This window comes from Nonomuraea muscovyensis (assembly GCF_014207745.1).
Taxonomy (GTDB): domain Bacteria; phylum Actinomycetota; class Actinomycetes; order Streptosporangiales; family Streptosporangiaceae; genus Nonomuraea; species Nonomuraea muscovyensis.
In genome coordinates, this window is the sequence record NZ_JACHJB010000002.1 from 1,372,260 (window position 1) to 1,387,332 (window position 15,073).

12 protein-coding genes and 1 pseudogene are annotated in these 15,073 nt (G+C 70.8%); 7 read left to right on the forward strand and 6 right to left on the reverse strand.

Annotation, left to right across the window (positions count from 1 at the left end; genetic code table 11):
• Positions 1–172 precede the first annotated feature (172 nt).
• A complete protein-coding gene (locus tag FHU36_RS23140; RefSeq protein ID WP_185086001.1) occupies positions 173–931 on the forward strand; it encodes a trypsin-like serine protease in 759 nt (252 codons plus the stop codon).
• Positions 932–1,040: 109 nt separating this feature from the next.
• Here FHU36_RS23140 and FHU36_RS43685 read toward each other — a convergent pair whose 3' ends face one another.
• Positions 1,041–2,240: a discoidin domain-containing protein gene (locus FHU36_RS43685; protein ID WP_246502542.1), complete on the reverse strand. Its 1,200-nt coding sequence runs from the start codon at positions 2,238–2,240 to the stop codon at positions 1,041–1,043.
• A gap of 265 nt (positions 2,241–2,505) precedes the next feature.
• Here FHU36_RS43685 and FHU36_RS46895 point away from each other — a divergent pair, with 265 nt between their 5' ends.
• Both FHU36_RS46895 and FHU36_RS44745 read left to right on the forward strand, forming a co-directional pair.
• On the forward strand, positions 2,506–3,048 hold the full coding sequence (locus FHU36_RS46895; protein WP_376774174.1) for a hypothetical protein: 543 nt from the start codon (positions 2,506–2,508) through the stop codon (positions 3,046–3,048).
• A gap of 184 nt (positions 3,049–3,232) precedes the next feature.
• A pseudogene (locus FHU36_RS44745) lies at positions 3,233–3,913 on the forward strand (glycoside hydrolase family 5 protein); the annotation flags it as partial.
• A gap of 76 nt (positions 3,914–3,989) precedes the next feature.
• Here FHU36_RS44745 and FHU36_RS23155 read toward each other — a convergent pair.
• Entirely contained in the window at positions 3,990–4,517 is a 528-nt protein-coding gene (locus tag FHU36_RS23155) for an SMI1/KNR4 family protein (RefSeq protein ID WP_185086002.1), read from the reverse strand.
• A gap of 39 nt (positions 4,518–4,556) precedes the next feature.
• Positions 4,557–5,942 carry an MFS transporter gene (locus FHU36_RS23160; protein WP_185086003.1) on the reverse strand — a complete coding sequence of 462 codons (1,386 nt, stop codon included), beginning with the start codon at positions 5,940–5,942 and terminating at the stop codon, positions 4,557–4,559.
• A gap of 125 nt (positions 5,943–6,067) precedes the next feature.
• On the opposite strand from FHU36_RS23160, the gene FHU36_RS23165 reads away from it, so the two are divergent.
• Entirely contained in the window at positions 6,068–6,988 is a 921-nt protein-coding gene (locus FHU36_RS23165; protein ID WP_185086004.1) for a helix-turn-helix transcriptional regulator, read from the forward strand.
• A gap of 165 nt (positions 6,989–7,153) precedes the next feature.
• Here FHU36_RS23165 and FHU36_RS23170 read toward each other — a convergent pair whose 3' ends face one another.
• The 3 genes from FHU36_RS23170 to FHU36_RS23180 form a co-directional block, all read right to left on the reverse strand.
• Positions 7,154–8,377, reverse strand: a complete 1,224-nt coding sequence (locus tag FHU36_RS23170; protein ID WP_185086005.1) for an MFS transporter — start codon at positions 8,375–8,377, stop codon at positions 7,154–7,156.
• 473 nt (positions 8,378–8,850) lie between these two features.
• Complete coding sequence (locus FHU36_RS23175; protein WP_185086006.1) at positions 8,851–9,570, reverse strand: TetR/AcrR family transcriptional regulator; 720 nt, start codon at positions 9,568–9,570, stop codon at positions 8,851–8,853.
• A gap of 30 nt (positions 9,571–9,600) precedes the next feature.
• Positions 9,601–10,809: an FAD-dependent monooxygenase gene (locus FHU36_RS23180; protein ID WP_185086007.1), complete on the reverse strand. Its 1,209-nt coding sequence runs from the start codon at positions 10,807–10,809 to the stop codon at positions 9,601–9,603.
• A gap of 172 nt (positions 10,810–10,981) precedes the next feature.
• Between FHU36_RS23180 and FHU36_RS23185 the strand changes: the two genes are divergently transcribed.
• From FHU36_RS23185 to FHU36_RS23195, 3 genes are all read left to right on the forward strand, one after another.
• A complete protein-coding gene (locus tag FHU36_RS23185) occupies positions 10,982–12,310 on the forward strand; it encodes a purine-cytosine permease family protein (protein WP_185086008.1) in 1,329 nt (442 codons plus the stop codon).
• Positions 12,311–12,371: 61 nt separating this feature from the next.
• Positions 12,372–13,964, forward strand: coding sequence for a hydantoinase/oxoprolinase N-terminal domain-containing protein (locus FHU36_RS46495; RefSeq protein ID WP_185086009.1), 1,593 nt, complete (start codon positions 12,372–12,374; stop codon positions 13,962–13,964).
• Positions 13,949–15,052, forward strand: coding sequence for an S-methyl thiohydantoin desulfurase family protein (locus FHU36_RS23195; RefSeq protein WP_185086010.1), 1,104 nt, complete (start codon positions 13,949–13,951; stop codon positions 15,050–15,052). Before FHU36_RS46495 ends, FHU36_RS23195 begins: the two co-directional genes overlap by 16 nt.
• The last annotated feature ends 21 nt before the right edge of the window (positions 15,053–15,073 follow it).

Here is a 15,073-nt window from a genome sequence, read left to right on the forward strand (position 1 = left end):
AGCCGTGGTCGTCGCGGACGGGATCCGCACCGTCGTCCTGGTGGCCGCATGCACAGCCCAGCGTGACGGGAGGTAGATCTTTTGCTCCTCATGCCACATGCAGGGTACGAGCGGCTACATTTCATGGATGCGTTATGCCCCTTTTGTCCTGGTTGTGGCTACCTCGCTCTCATTGACTGCCACGCCCGCCGCCGCCATTACCAACGGTTTGGCCGACGGTGACGCCCACCCGGAAGTGGGGGCTCTCGTCGCCGAGAAGCCGCATCCCGACAACACCTGGACCTACTGCACCGGCACGCTCATCTCGCCGACGGTCTTCCTCACGGCCGCTCACTGCGGGGAGCCCGGCCAGAAGACGGCCCAGGTCACCTTCGCCAGCCAGTACGAACCCGGCAGCAAGCTCTACACGGGCCGGTACATACCCGACCCGCGGTTCAGGATGAAGTCGGCTCCGCACGACATGGCCGTGGTCGTCTTCGACAAGCCCGTCCCGGGCATCCGGCCCGCCCGGTTGCCCGCCTCCGGCATGCTCGATCGTCTCAAGGCCGAGGGGAAGCTGGCGTCCGCACGTTTCACGCCCGTCGGGTACGGCTCCCTCGCCCCCACCAGGAAGGCGCGCGGCGAGCGGTTCCACTTCACCGACACCCGCCACCGGGCGTCCATCTCGTTCAAGGACCTGTCCCGCCAATGGCTGGATCTGTTCATGACGTCCAAGGGGGACGGCAGCACCTGCACCGGCGACTCGGGCGGCCCGAACTTCCTGGGCGGGCCCGACTCGCACCTCCTCGTGGCCGTGTCGATCAGCGGAGCCGACGACGCCTGCAAGGGGATCAACTACGACTACCGCCTGGACAGCGCCTCGGCCCGGCACTTCCTCGGCAAGTACGTCACCCTTCCCGAGGCTGCCCCTGCCGGTCGGCAGGCAGCGTGACACCTGCCGTCACCTGAGCCGTGGCGCGCCCCCTCGGCGCGGTCTGCGTGGGCCCTGAGGTGCCGGTCCGCGTGGGAGTCGGTGCACCGGTGGGCGAAGGACCACCGCCCTAGCCGCTGTAGACCTCGAACTCGTGAAGCGAGTAGCCCCACGGGGTGCCGCGAGCCGTGCCGTACACCCTGACGTGGCGTCCGGAGCCGGACAGGTTCGTCAGGTCGTCGATCCCGCCGTCGCCGGAGGCGGTGGTGTAGAGGTCCCGCCAGGTGAAGCCGTCGTCGGAGACCTGGATGCGGTATCCGGAGGCGTAGGCGGCCTCCCAGTCCAGCCTGACGCGGGAGATGGGGTAGCTCCGGCCGAGGTCGACGCGGAGCCACTGAGGGTCGGAGCCTTCGGCGGAGGCCCACCTGGTGGTGGGGTCGCCGTCGACGGCCCCGGCCGCCTCGAAGCCGGAGCCTTCGGTGGAGGAGGCGGTGGCGGGCCTGCCGCGCGAGACCGCTCCCGCGGTCGGGGTGGGTGTCGGGGTCGGGGTCGGGCTGCCGCTGGTGAGCTGGTAGGACTTCAGGTTGCGCAGCAGCAGGTAGGTGTCCCGGAGGGATCCGGAGGTGTCGCCCAGCGAGCGGTAGATGCCCCACTTGGGCCGCACCCGGTCGGAGATGAAGGTGTCGACGCCGGTCCTGGTGGCGTCCACGATGGTGGTACCGCCGCTCCTGACCACCCAGCGGACGGCCCCTGCCGTGCCGTCACCGATCTTGATCTCGTAGTCGATGTCGATCCACTTGTTCTGGAGCGGCTCCAGGTCGGTCCTGCCCACCAGGATGCCGGGCTCGAAGATCTTGTGCTCGATGGTCTGCACACCATTGACGCGCCGCAGCGAGGTGACGGTGATCGGCGCGCCGCCCGCGCCCGGCTTCTTGGTCTGGAAGATGTGGGTGAAGCTCGTCGTGGCCCGCAGGGAGCTGGGGATGTACATCGAGTAGGTCACGCGCCAGGTCTCTCCCTCCAGCCACCGCAGGGAGGAGGAGGACGAGGTACGGTTGCCGGTCACCTCGTGGCGCTGGCGGTCGGTGGAGGTGTCGCGGTCCACCGTGTGCATGTCGAAGCGGTAGGCGTCACCGGAGACCTTGATGTGCGCGCCGGCCGAGGGATGGGAGTCCGCGCGGTCGTCCTCGACGGACTCCCAGGCGCCCATCCCGGTCGTGGCCGGGTTCGGCGCCCAGCGCAGCGTCCAGACGGGGGCGGCCTGCGCGGAGGTGGGCGTCGCAACGGCGAGGAGTACGGCGACGCAGGCCAATGCGCCGGTTCGGATCATGGGATGCTCCACGGATCTCGGGGGGTATGCCGGCCATGCTGCCCCGCGCAGATTAGTTAGTAAAGATTCCTATCGAAAAATTATCTACCCCGAGAAGACATTGCCGGGCGCGCGCCGATCCTCTAGGGTCCTGGCGCTATTAGGAAAGTTTCCTACTGAATGGGAGGACGATGCGCCGTGGAAGGAGATCTGCGGAGGTCACACCACCGCGCCCAGCGTCCCCGGCAGCCTCAGCTCCACCGGGGTCACCTGCAGCAGTGTCAGCCTGGCCTGGAACGCGGCCACCGACGACGTCGGCGTCACCGGCTACGAGGTCTACCGGGGTCCCACCCTGGTCACCACCGTGACCGGGACCTCCTACACCGACACCGGCGGGACCGCGAACACCGGCTACACCTACACCGTCCGCGCCAAGGACGCCGCCGGCAACCGCTCGGGCGCGAGCAACGCGGTCACCGCCACCACACCCCCGGCCTGCAGTGGTATATGCAGTGCGTCACCGACGCCTCGCTCAGCGCTCTGGCCGACGACTGGCAGGCCAAGACATCGTCCGCCTGTCCATGTACGTCCAGGAGGGCGGCTACGAGACCAACCCGCGGCTGTTCACCGACCGCATGCACACGCTCTTGAAGCGCTCCCCACGGATGATTCCGGGGGATTCCAGCCGTCCCAACCGTGCGGCCACGCGCATGGTCGCGACGCTGTCGCTTGGCGATTCACCTTCCGGCCCCGCTCGCACGGGTTTCCACGCCCCAGCCCGCACCCCCGGTCCGGGCCGCGCGAACTCCGCCCTCCCGGCGGTGAGTAGATCCTGCCTCGGCCTCCCCCGCGAGCTTGGATATCACTCACATGTTCGACCACGACCCCCCATACCGGCGCCGGGCGCGCTACCGCAGGCCGTTCCCGTCAACGCACGCTCACGCCCTGGCGGGCACTCCCGCGCCGGGCTTACCCCCTTGGCTGAAGCCAGATGTCCGCGCCCGGCATTCTCGATCGAGAAGGCCACCGCCCGCGGCATGTACGTGATCGTCGACTGGCACATGCTCGACCCCGGTGACCCCACCTACAACACCTCGCGTGCCAAGACCTTCTTCACCGAGATCGCCCAGCGTCATGGGAACAAGCCCAACATCATCTACGAGATCGCCAACGAGCCGAGCGGGGTGAGCTGGTCCACCATCCGCGGCTACGCACACCAGATCATCCCGGTCATCCGCGCCCAGGACCCCGACGGCATCGTCCTGGTCGGCACCCGCGCCTGGTCGTCGCTCGGCGTCTCGGAGGGCAGCGGCGAGAGCGAGGTCGTCGACAACCAGGTCAACGCCTCGAACATCATGTACACCTTCCACTTCTACGCCGCCTCGCACGGCGGCGACTACCTGGACACCCTCTCCCGGGCAGCCGACCGGATCCCCATGTTCGTCACCGAGTTCGGCACCCAGAACTCGGCGGGTGAGGGCGCCAACGACTTCGCCATGTCCCAGCAGTACCTGAACCTGATGGCCCAGAAGAAGATCAGCTGGGTCAACTGGAACTTCTCCGACGACAACCGCTCCGGCGCCGTCTTCAAGCCCGGCACCTGCAACGCGGGCGGGCCGTGGACCGGCACCGGACCGCTCAAGGAAGCCGGAATCTGGATCCGCGACCGCGTCCGCACCGCCGACGACTTCTAGTCCTCTGGATGGGCGGCCGGGGCGTCGATCCGGCCGCCCATCCAGCCGAGGCGCCTGTCCGGCACGCCGCGGGAACCTACGCGTAGTGGTCCGCGAACCTCTCGAATTCGTCATTCATGAGATCCCAGAAGGAGCGAAAGCGCTGGGCGCCCGGCAACCAGGGCGCGAGATACCACGCCTCCCACTCTTCCTCCGGGGTCGTGACGTGCGGGTTGAGAAGATAGACGCCGTCGTCGAACTCACCGATCAGTAGCGTGCCCGGCAGATACTCGGGCCGGTAGAAGACCGTGTCCTGCTCGTCGCCGTAGACGAAGTAGTCCTCGTCGGACGCGCTGGGGATTGCGTACCCGTCGTCCTCCGATCCCGTGGCGGCCACGTGCGGGTCGAGGTCGCGCAACCATCCGACCTCGTCTGACGCCCGCAACGTGCCCTCGCCCCACCCGTCGGCGAGGTGGAGAAACGCCCGGTAGCTCGGCGGCAGGCGGGTGCCGAGACGTTCTTCGAGTCGCGCGATCCGGTCTTCGCTCGCGCCGGACGAGGCGACCTTACTCACCCGCCCGAGGAGGTCGAGCCACGGGAGGCGAGGAGCGTCAGGAGTGCTCATGGCGGCGACCTTAGCGGCTGCGGCACAGGGTGCGGCTTGTCAGCCACGGCCGCGCGGCAGCATGAGGGCCGCGGCCGTGGTGGCCACCAGCATCACCGCCGCGACGCACGTGGCGACCCGCAGACCCACGATGAACTCCCCCTGGTAGGCGACCAGGGCTCCGAAGACGGCCACGGCGAGCGCGCCGCCCGTCTGCCGGACGGAGTTGAGGATCCCGGCGGCCATTCCGGCCCGATCCGCGTCGATGTCGTTCAGCAGGACGGCGGTCAGGGAAGGTACGGCGAGACCCATGCCGAGGCCGGCCGGGATGAGCATCGCCGCGATCACCGGCCTGCTGGTCCCCTGGTCCATCCAGAGCAGGCCGAACATCGCCAGCCCGAAGACCGCTTGTCCCACGGCGATCGGCATCCGCGGCCCGAAGCGTGCCGCAGCCCTGGCCGAGGCCAGGTTGGCTCCGGCGATCACGGCCATCATCGGGAGGAACATCAGTCCCGCGGCCATGGCGGACAGGTTCAGAACGTCCTGCAAGAACAGGCTCAGCACGAACACCAGCCCGTAGAACGCGGCATTGATGACGAAGCCGATCACGACCGAGACCGTCACCGAGCGCGAACGGAAGAGGTCGAGCGGGACCATCGGCGCGGCGGTACGTGCCTCGATCATGATGAACGCGGCCGTCGCCACCGCGGCGAGCCCCAGGCAGCCCAGCACCGCGGGCTCGCCGAAGCCGTTCTCCCCTCCGTCGATCACCCCGAAGGTGAGCGCCGCGAGCGCGACGATCGCCGTGAGCTGGCCGTACGGATCGAGCGGCGTGGCACGGCGCGGCGAGCGCTCCGCGCGAGTCAGCACCGCGAGGGTGGCGATGCCGACGGGCAGGTTGACGACGAAGATCGCCCGCCAGCTCAGCGTGCTGGACAGCACCCCGCCGGCCACCGGGCCGGCAGCGATCGCGACGGCTCCGCCGACGGTCCACAGCGCGATGGCCCGTGCCCGTTCGGCCGCGTCCGGGAAGGCCTGCCGGACGAGGGCCAGCGAGGAGGGCAGCATGACGGCCGCGGCGCTCCCCTGGATCAGGCGGGCGGCGATCAGCTCGCCCAGCCCCGGCGCCAGTGCGCAGGCCGCCGAGGCGACCGTGAAGAGCGCCACGCCGGCGCCGAACGCGCGGCTCGCCCCGATGCGGTCGGAGAGCGTGCCCGCGGAAAGCAGGAGCGCGGCGAACATCAGCGTGTAGGCGTTCACGATCCATTGCAGTCCCGCCGTGCTGCCGCCGAGGGCCCGCCCGATCCCGGGCAGCGCCACGTTCATCGCCATGGCGTCGAGGTTGAGCAGAAAGATGCCCATGAACGTGGTCGCCAGGATGAGCTTCGGTGCGGCCGTGCGTTGCGGAACCTGCTGTGACGCGCGGGCCGGCGCGGGAGTGGTCATCCGTCCAGGCTGGTGAGACACGCGAGGGCGGGGCAGGCCGTGATCTTCCGGGGTGCGCCATAGGGGGGTGTGACAGGGCCAGGCTCCGGGCCGGACCCGTGACCACACGCTGGCAAAATGACGACATGACCGAGTTCGGGAAGTTTCTGCTGGCTCGCCGTGGCGGCATACGCCCGGCAGACGTCGGACTGCCCGCCGGAACCGGCACGCGCCGGACACCGGGTCTGCGCCGGGAGGAGCTGGCGGCGCTGGCCGGCGTGAGCATCGACTACTACGTACGTCTGGAACGCGGCAAGGAGACCCGTCCGAGCCCCTCCGTGGTCGAGGCGCTGGCCGACGCGCTCCGCCTCACCGAGGAGGAGCGCGGCTTCCTGCGCGAGCTGGCGGCGCGGGCGGCGCGGCGCGCGCCCGCGCCCCGTCCCCTGCCATCGCGGCGGGTCCGTCCGACCGTCAGGCAGCTTCTGGAGACGCTCCGGCCCAATCCGGCGTACGTCGTGAGCCGCACCTACGACCTGCTGGCGGCCAATCCCGGCGGGCTGCGGCTGCTCCACGGCATCGCCGACTGGCCGGAGCCGCAGCGGAACACCGTCCGGTACACCTTCCTGCACCCGGCTGCCCGCGAGCTGTGGACGGACTGGGAACAGAAGGCCAAGGGGTGCGTCGCCCAGTTGCGGGCGATCGCCGGCACCGATCCGGACGCCCCGGATCTCGCCTCACTCGTCGGTGAGCTGATCGTCAAGAGCCCCGACTTCAACCGGCTCTGGGAGCGGTACGAGGTGCGCACGATCGGCGACGGCAAGAAGACGCTCCGGCACCCGGAGGTCGGCACGATGACGCTCTCGCACGAGGGGCTGTCCCTGAACCGCGCACAAGGCCAGCGCCTCGTCGTCTACATGGCGCCGCCCGGCAGCCCGGACCACGACGCGATGACGCTCCTCGACCTCGCCGCCTCCGGCGCGTCCGGCGACTCCGGCGACGGCGAGACGGCGCCCGTCGCACCCTCCCGGGGGGTGCCGTCAAGGATCGACGCACCAGGGGCGAAGTAGACGGGGTTCTGCAAGGTCAGGGCCAGGAGGATGGTGCAGGTGGTGAACGCGGCTGCGACGGTGAAGGCTGTGCTGACTCCCTCGGTGAGTGAGCAGCCCGGCCGGTGGTGCGCGCACGGACCCGCAGGCCTGTGCGCGCACCACCCGCCGAGGGCCTGTCACCGGTCAGGGCGACGACGCCGGTTCGCGCGAGGCAAAAGGTGGACGCCGAGCCCCACGTGAAAGGACGAGCGAGAGGACGAGGAGGACGAGCCCGGCCGCAGGAGCCTGCGCGAGGGCAGCGGAGGCGCCCCACGCGTCGGCGGCGCGCCCGGCGAGAGACGCGGCCAGCGCCGAACCGGCCGCACTGGCGGAGTTGTTCCAGGTGAAGGCCTGGGTGAGGACGCCTGGGTGGACGGCCTTCTCCGTGAGCACGTTCAGCAGGACGAGCGTGGGCGGTACCGCCGCCTCCGTGACCACCACAGCAGCGCCGAGCCAGATGGCGGACGGTGCGAGGGGAAGCAGCAGCGCCGCGCCCGTCAGGCAGGCGGTGGCGATGACGAGTTGGCGGCGCGGTGGGGCGGGGTGCCTTCGCAGCCCGTAGAGCCAGCCGGAGAGCAGCCCGCTGAGGCTGGAGGCGGCGATGATCGGCGCGGCCGCGCCGGGAACCCCCTGGCCGACGGCGAAGGAACTCACAGAGACCCCCATGGTTCCGAAGTACAGCCCGATGGCCAGATTGAGCAGGGCGAGGAGGAGGAAGGTCGGCTGCAGCAGGGTCCGTGCGGTGCGGGCACGTCCGGAGTGCTCGCGGCCAGGCGGGGGCGCGGTGCGGCCCTGGGCGGCCAGCGCCCCTCCCCCACCGAGGATCAGAGCCGCGGCAATGGTGCTGGCCAGGGCCGCGTCGCCGACCGCGCCGAGCGAGGTGACCAGAACCGGCCCGAGGAGGAAGGCGGTGGCATTGGCCAGCGACTCCAGGGAAAAGGCGGTGGGCAGTTCGCCGGCCCGTTCGCCGCGCAGCAGGTGGGCCCAGCGGGCCGCGGACAGGGCCCCGAGCTGGGGGACGACCGCGCCGGCGCAGGTAGCGGCGGTGATCGCGCCGGTGGGGGTGGTGGATGCAAGGACGCCGGCGATGGCGGCGCCATGGGCGAGGAGGGAGAACGGCAGGACGCGGGTCTGGCCGAACCGGTCGACCAAACGGGCCAGATGCGGGCCGATCAGGGCCTCGGCGAGGGCGAATCCGGCGGTGGCCAGGCCGGCGGTGCCGTAGGAGCCGGTGCGGGCGTGCAGCAACCAGACGAGGCCGAGGCCGGTCATGGCGATGCCGACGCGGCCGACAGCGGCGGTGAGGAAGAAGGCGGCAGCGCCGGGGGCGCGCAGCAGAGGACGGTAGCCGGTAGCGGCGCGGGGCATGAGGGTGTCCTTCATCGCCGCCCGGCGGGGCGAGCCACCTGAGGCCGCCGGCGCCTGAGTGATGCGGAAAGGTGCGGCCCATGGCCCGCCGGGGGACGTCCAGGACTGCGGTGGGACGGGACACGCGCCCTCGCCGCCGCCCCCGACACCGGGCGGAGGAAAACGTCGGGTGCCCAGGCCAAGGCGGGTCCGAGCGACTGCGATGACCCTAGCAGGACGGCAAGGGGCCGCAGTAGGAGCGTCACGAACGATGGCAGCACGCCCATGCCCGAGGAGGCACGGTCGTCAGGCGACGCAGGGGTGAAGGAACGGGGCACTCGGCTTCGATCCGTTCCCCTTCCTCCATGCCCCGCACGAGGCAGGCTCCCATGCCGTCGTCATCGGCCAGGTCGCCGGTCATGCACGGCTCCACCGAACTGACCGGCGACCTCGACACGGACAACGTGCCCGAGTCGCGCACCCGCCCGCCGCTGTCATTGATCGACAGTCTGGCTGTGGTGGATGAGCTTCAGAACCGCGCCCCGGATCTCATGGAAGATCGCAACGGTCTCCTCGGCGGCGGCGGTGATGGCCGCCTCGCTGGGCGCGTCGGAAGGTTCGAGCAGGACTGCCACGGTGTCGGCGAGGACCGCGTCCGGATCGTCGACGCCGGGCGGGGCCAGCTCCGGCCGGTCGGCGGCGGTGGCGAACCCGTCGAGCAGGGCGTGCAGGGTGTAGGCCTGGGCGGGCAGCGGACGGTCGTGGCGGATCAGGCCGTGACGGCGCAGGATCGGCATGACCGCGTTGCACATGGCGGCGGGCCGGGTGCGGGCGTACAGCTCGCGGTCATCGGGGTCCTGCATGAGCAGCCGCTGCAGTTCCGGGTCTCCGCTGCGCAGGCGGCGTCCCAGTGGCAGTTTGAGGCCGGTGCGGACGATGAGCGGCGCCAGGCGGTGCGGCTGGACGGTGGCCGGATCGGCGGTGATCCGGCTGATGCCCTCGTTCAGCAGGGTCAGCAGGTCGCGGGCGAACAGGCCGCGGATGAGGTGTTCCTTGCTGGGCCAGTAGAGGTAGACGGTGCCCTTGCCGACACCGGCCGATCGGCTGATCTCGGACACGGTGACCTTGCCTGCGCCGTGGTCGAGCACCAGCTCGCGCGCGCTGTCCAGGATGCGGGCGGCTTTGCGTGAGCGGAGTTCGACCAAGTGGCGCACGGGGACTGTCCTCTTCCTTGACGGCTGTGCTCAGGCGGCGACGTCGACGTTTTTGGCCTGCATGTCCTTGGCCATTATCTTGCCCATGGCTCTGCTGATGCCCGGGGTGCTCATCAGGCGCAGCATTCCGGTGCGCAGGATCTGCTCCTTGCGGTCGTCGGGGGTGAACAGCCGGCGCATGGACAGGATGTTGTCCTGCTGGTAGCCGATGAACGGCCGCATCTGCGCCTCCCACGCCTGCAGCGCGCCCGAGAGGTCGCCGGCGTGGCGCTGGAGCATGGTGCCGAGCAGGTCGCCGCCGGCGATGCCGCTGGAGGCGCCCATCCCCGAGTAGAGGGTCAGGCACCAGGCGGCGTCTCCGATGAGGACAACCCGGCCCCGGTGCCAGCGTGGCATCTTGACCTGGTGCACGGAGTCGAACAGGAACTCCGGCGCTTGCTCGAAGCGCGTCATCAGGTGGTCCAGCAGGGGGCCGGTGGGCTCGGGGCCGTAGGCGGCGCGGACGGACTCGATCGGCCGGCGCCGGAACTCGGCGTCGATGTCGCCTGTGCGGTAGGAGAACAGCAGGCCCGGGGCGTGGTCGGAGAAGGGGAAGGTCCACACCGAGCGGCCCGGCTCGGCCAGCACCAGCCCTTCGTGCTGGGCGTAGCCCTCGACCGGTCCGTCCAGGACGGTGGCGCCGATCATGTAGTTCAGCGCATGCAGGTGCTCCTGCGGGCCGAAGGCCAGCCTGCGTACCGTGGAGCGCATCCCGTCGGCGCCCACCACCAGGTCGAAGCGCTCGGTGACGGTGGCATCGGTGGCGGTGTCGTGGAGAGTGACCTCCGCCGCCTGCTCGTCCTGGGTGATGTGGGTGGGCACGGTGGAGTAGCGGATCTCCACGTCGTCCGGCAGCGCTGAGAACAGCCCTTGCTCCACATCACCGCGCAGCAGTTGGCGGGGTCCTCCAGGCAGAGCGGCCGGGCTCATCCCCGGGCGACGGCGCCCGGCCCGGTCGATCTCGTACATCGCGAGGTTCGCGTTGCCGCGGTTGCCGATCGCGTCGAGCACGCCCAGCCGCCGGGCGGAGGCGACGCCGGTGCCGAACAGCATGATGAAGTACCCGTTCGAACGGCGCCCGGCCGCCCGTTCCACGATCACCGGCTCCCAGCCGATCTGGTGCAGCCGCACCGCGGTGGCGATGCCCGCGATTCCCAGCCCGACCACCAGCGCGCGGCCGCCCTTGTACGTGTCCGTCATGACGCTCCTCCTCAGGTTCTCCTACAACCTAATCCACTAACTGACCAGAACGGTTCTGCTGGTCAGTCAGTGGCGTGCCTCACGATCATGCGCCACGCCTCTTCTCGTCGGGGGTGTCCCGTGTCTAACGTCACACTGTCCACCGGCACATCACTCCCTGAAGGGACGCACGATGTCGCAACCCCCCACCGACGTTGCCGCATTAGACACCGACACCGGCCTCGCCCGGGACGACTACGCCCTGGAACGTGTCCCACCCGCCGCCCGCTACGGCTGGACCACCATCGCCGTGCAGCGCTTCGGCCTGCTGTCGGCCTTGTCGCAGTTCCTGCTGGGTGCCACCCTCGGCATGGGCATGGGCTTCTGGCAGGCCGTGCTGGCCGTCACCCTCGGCGCCGCCATCCTGGAACTCGTGGCCATCGCGCTCGGCATCGCCGGCATGCGCGAGGGCCTGTCCACCAGCCTTCTGGCCCGCTGGGCCGGCTTCGGCCGGTACGGCTCCGGTCTGGTCGGCCTGGTGATCGCCGTCTGCCTGCTGGGCTGGTTCGGCGTGCAGTCGGCCGTGCTCGCCCAGGGCGTCTCGGCGCTGCTGGGTGGCTCCCCGGCGTGGATCTGGGCCATCGTCGGCGGGCTGGCGATCACCGCGATCGTCGTGCACGGCTTCGCCGGCATGGCGTGGACGGCGTGGATCACCGTCCCGGCCTTCCTCGCGCTGGCCGGCTGGGCCATCGCCGTCGAGCTCGCGCAGCGGCCGTTGGGCGAGCTGCTCACCTCCGCTCCGGCGGGGCCGCCGATGAGTCTGGCCCAGGGCGCGACCTTGGTGGCGGGCGGGTTCATCGTCGGCGCCGTGATCAGCCCGGACATGTGCCGGTTCAACCGCAGCGCGGCCGACGTGGTCAAGCAGACCGTGATCGGCATCAGCCTGGGCGAGTACGTGCTCGCGCTGGTCGGCGTGCTGCTGGCCCACGCGCTGCGCACCGGCGACGTGGTCACCATCGTCACCACCACCTCCGGCACCGTCGGCGTGCTCGTCCTGGTCTCCGCGACGTTCAAGACGAACGACTGGAACCTGTACGCGGCCAGCCTGGGGGTGACCAACACGCTGCACACCGCTTTCGGCGTCAGGGCGGGCCGCGCCGCGGTGACCGTCGCCCTGGGCGTGGTGGGCACCGCGCTGGCCGCCCTCGGCATCGCCGACCACCTGGTGGGATTCCTGGTCCTGCTCGGCGTCGCGATCCCGCCGATCGCCGGCATCATGGTCGCCGAGTACTTCGTGGTACGCACCTGGCGGCCGGACCTGGAGGCCACCCGCGAACGAGGCGAGCTGCCCGCGCACGCGCCCGGCTGGGCGCCCGCCGCTCTGGTGATCTGGGTGCTCTCCGCGCTGGCCGGCCACTTCCTCGCCTGGGGCATCCCGGCGCTCAACGCGCTGCTGGCCGCCTTCGTCCTCTACGCCGCCGCGGGCCGGCTCGGCCTGACCGGTCCGAAGCCTCGATCATGAATCCGCGCCGGAGCATGCCCTTCCCGGCACTTCCCCTCCCCGCAGACAGGAGCACCCAGCCGTGCGCATAGGGATCGACGTCGGCGGCACCCATACCGATGCCGTCCTCCTCGGCCACGACATGACCGTCATGGCCGAGATCAAGACCGCGACGACCGCCGACGTGACCCGCGGCGTCGTCGAAGCGCTGCAGCAACTGCTCGACCGCAGCGGCCTCGACCGCGCGCAGGTGAGCGCCGTCATGATCGGCACCACCCACTTCACCAACGCCCTGGTCACCCGGCGCCGCCTGGCTCGCACCGGCGTCATCCGGCTGGCGCTGCCGGCCACGGCCGCTCTCCCCCCGGCCACCGGCTGGCCGGCGGAGCTGCTGGAGGCCGTCCGGCCCAGCGTGCACCTGTGCCACGGCGGCCACGAGTTCGACGGCCGCCCCATCTCCCCGCTCGACCCCGACGAGCTCAGACGGGCAGCCGACGAGCTGGCCGCCGCCGACATCACCACGGTGGCGATCAGCTCCGTCTTCTCCCCCGTCACCGCCGAGGACGAGCTCGCCGCCGCCGACATCCTGCGCGCCGAGCTGCCTCACCTGCGCGTCAGCCTGTCCCACCAGATCGGCCGCATCCGCTTGCTGGAGCGGGAGAACGCCACCATCGTCAACGCCTGCCTGCTGGACCTGGCCGACGAGATCGTCGACGCCTTCACCTCCGCCCTGCACGCCGTCGGAGTCAGCGCGCCGCTGTTCCTGTCGCAGAACGACGGCACCCTCATGGACGCCGAATACACTCGCCGCTACCCGGTGCGCACCTTCGCCTCCGGCCCGACCAACAGCATGCGCGGCGCCGCCTTCCTGGCCGGCCTGGCCGACGCCGCGGTGGTCGACATCGGCGGCACCACCGCCGACGTCGGCGTGCTCAGCGGCGGCTACCCTCGCCAGGCCGGCACGGACGTGGACATCGCCGGGGTGCGCACCAACTTCCGCATGCCGGATGTCGTCTCCGTCGGTCTGGGCGGCGGCAGCCGCGTCACCCGCAGGCCTGATCTGCGGGTCGGCCCCGACTCGGTCGGCTACCGGCTCACCGAGGAGGCCCTGATCTTCGGCGGTCACACCCTCACCGCGACCGACCTGGCCGTCGCCGCCGGACTGGCCGACATCGGCGACCCCGCGCTCGTCCGCCACCTCGACCGCGATCTCGTACGGCTAGGCACGGCCTGGATGGCCGACCGCGTCGCCGCCCTGGTCGATCAGATGCGGCTGACCGCCGAGCCGCTGCCGGTCATCATCGTCGGCGGCGGCAGCATCCTCATGCCGCCCACGCTGCCCGGCGTCCCCGAGGTGCGCATCCCGGAGCACCACGGCGTCGCCAACGCCATCGGCGCCGCCATCGGCCAGATCGGCGGTGAGGTCGACCGCCTGTTCGTCACCAGCTCCCGGCTCACCCGCGACGACGTCCTGGACCAGGCCCGCGCCGAGGCCGTCGACCTGGCCGTCTCCGCCGGAGCCGCCCCCGAGAGCGTCGAGATCGTGCACGTCGACGAGATCCACGTCACCTACCTGCCCGGCAACGCCGTACGCGTCATCGCCCGCGCCGTCGGCGACCTCGACCTCGACCGCGCGCACACCAAGGAGGAGAACGGCCAGTGGGCTACGACCTGACCCTGCAGGGCCTGCACGACCTGGCCGAGGGCGCCGCCGTCCTCGGCACCGGCGGCGGCGGAGACCCCTACATCGGCCGTCTCCTGGTCGAAAGGCAACTCCACGCAGGCCGCACCGTCCACATCATCGATGTCGACGAACTGCCCGACGACGCGCTCGTACTGCCCTCGTCCATGATGGGCGCGCCCACCGTGTTCGTGGAGAAACTCCCGTCCGGGGACGGCAACGTCGCCGCCTTCCGCGCGCTGGAGGCCCACCTCGGCCGCACGGCCGCCGCCGTCATGCCCACCGAGTGCGGCGGACTCAACAGCATGATCCCGCTCATGCTCGGCGCCCAGCTCGGCCTGCCGGTGGTGGACGCCGACGGCATGGGCCGCGCCTTCCCCGAACTGCAGATGCAGACCTTCGGCGTGCTGGGGGTGTCCGGCTCGCCGATGGCCATCGCCTCCGACCACGGCGACACCTGCATCATCGACGCCACCGACAACAAGAGGATGGAGCAGCTGGCCCGGGCCCTCACGATCCAGATGGGCGGGGCCTCCTACATCACCGACTACCCGATGGACACCGCCGAGGTCCGCCGCACCTCGGTCCACGGCACGTTGTCGCTGTGCCGCGACATCGGCCAGGCGTTGCGCCAGGCTCGCGCCAGCCACGCCGACCCGTTCGACGCGCTGACCGACATGCTGGCCGGCACCATCTACAGCCTTGGCGTGGTCCTGTTCCGTGGCAAGGTCGTGGACGTGGAGCGGCGCACCGTCGACGGTTTCGCCCGGGGCAAGGCGCTGCTGGAATCCGCGGAGGGTCCGGGTGACGTCCTGGAGATCACGTTCCAGAACGAGCACCTCGTCGCCCGCCGCAACGGCACGGTGATCGCCATCGTGCCCGACCTCATCTGTACGCTCAACAGCGAGAGTGGCGCGCCGATCCCGACCGAGTCGCTGGCCTACGGCCAGCGGCTGACGGTGTACGGCATCTCCACACCACCGATCATGCGCACGCCGGAGGCGCTGGCGTGCTTCGGCCCCGCCGGTTTCGGCTTGCCCGACCCCTACACCCCGCTGCACGATCTCCTCGCCCGAACCTGACCCGTCGTCCTCGGCCGGCTC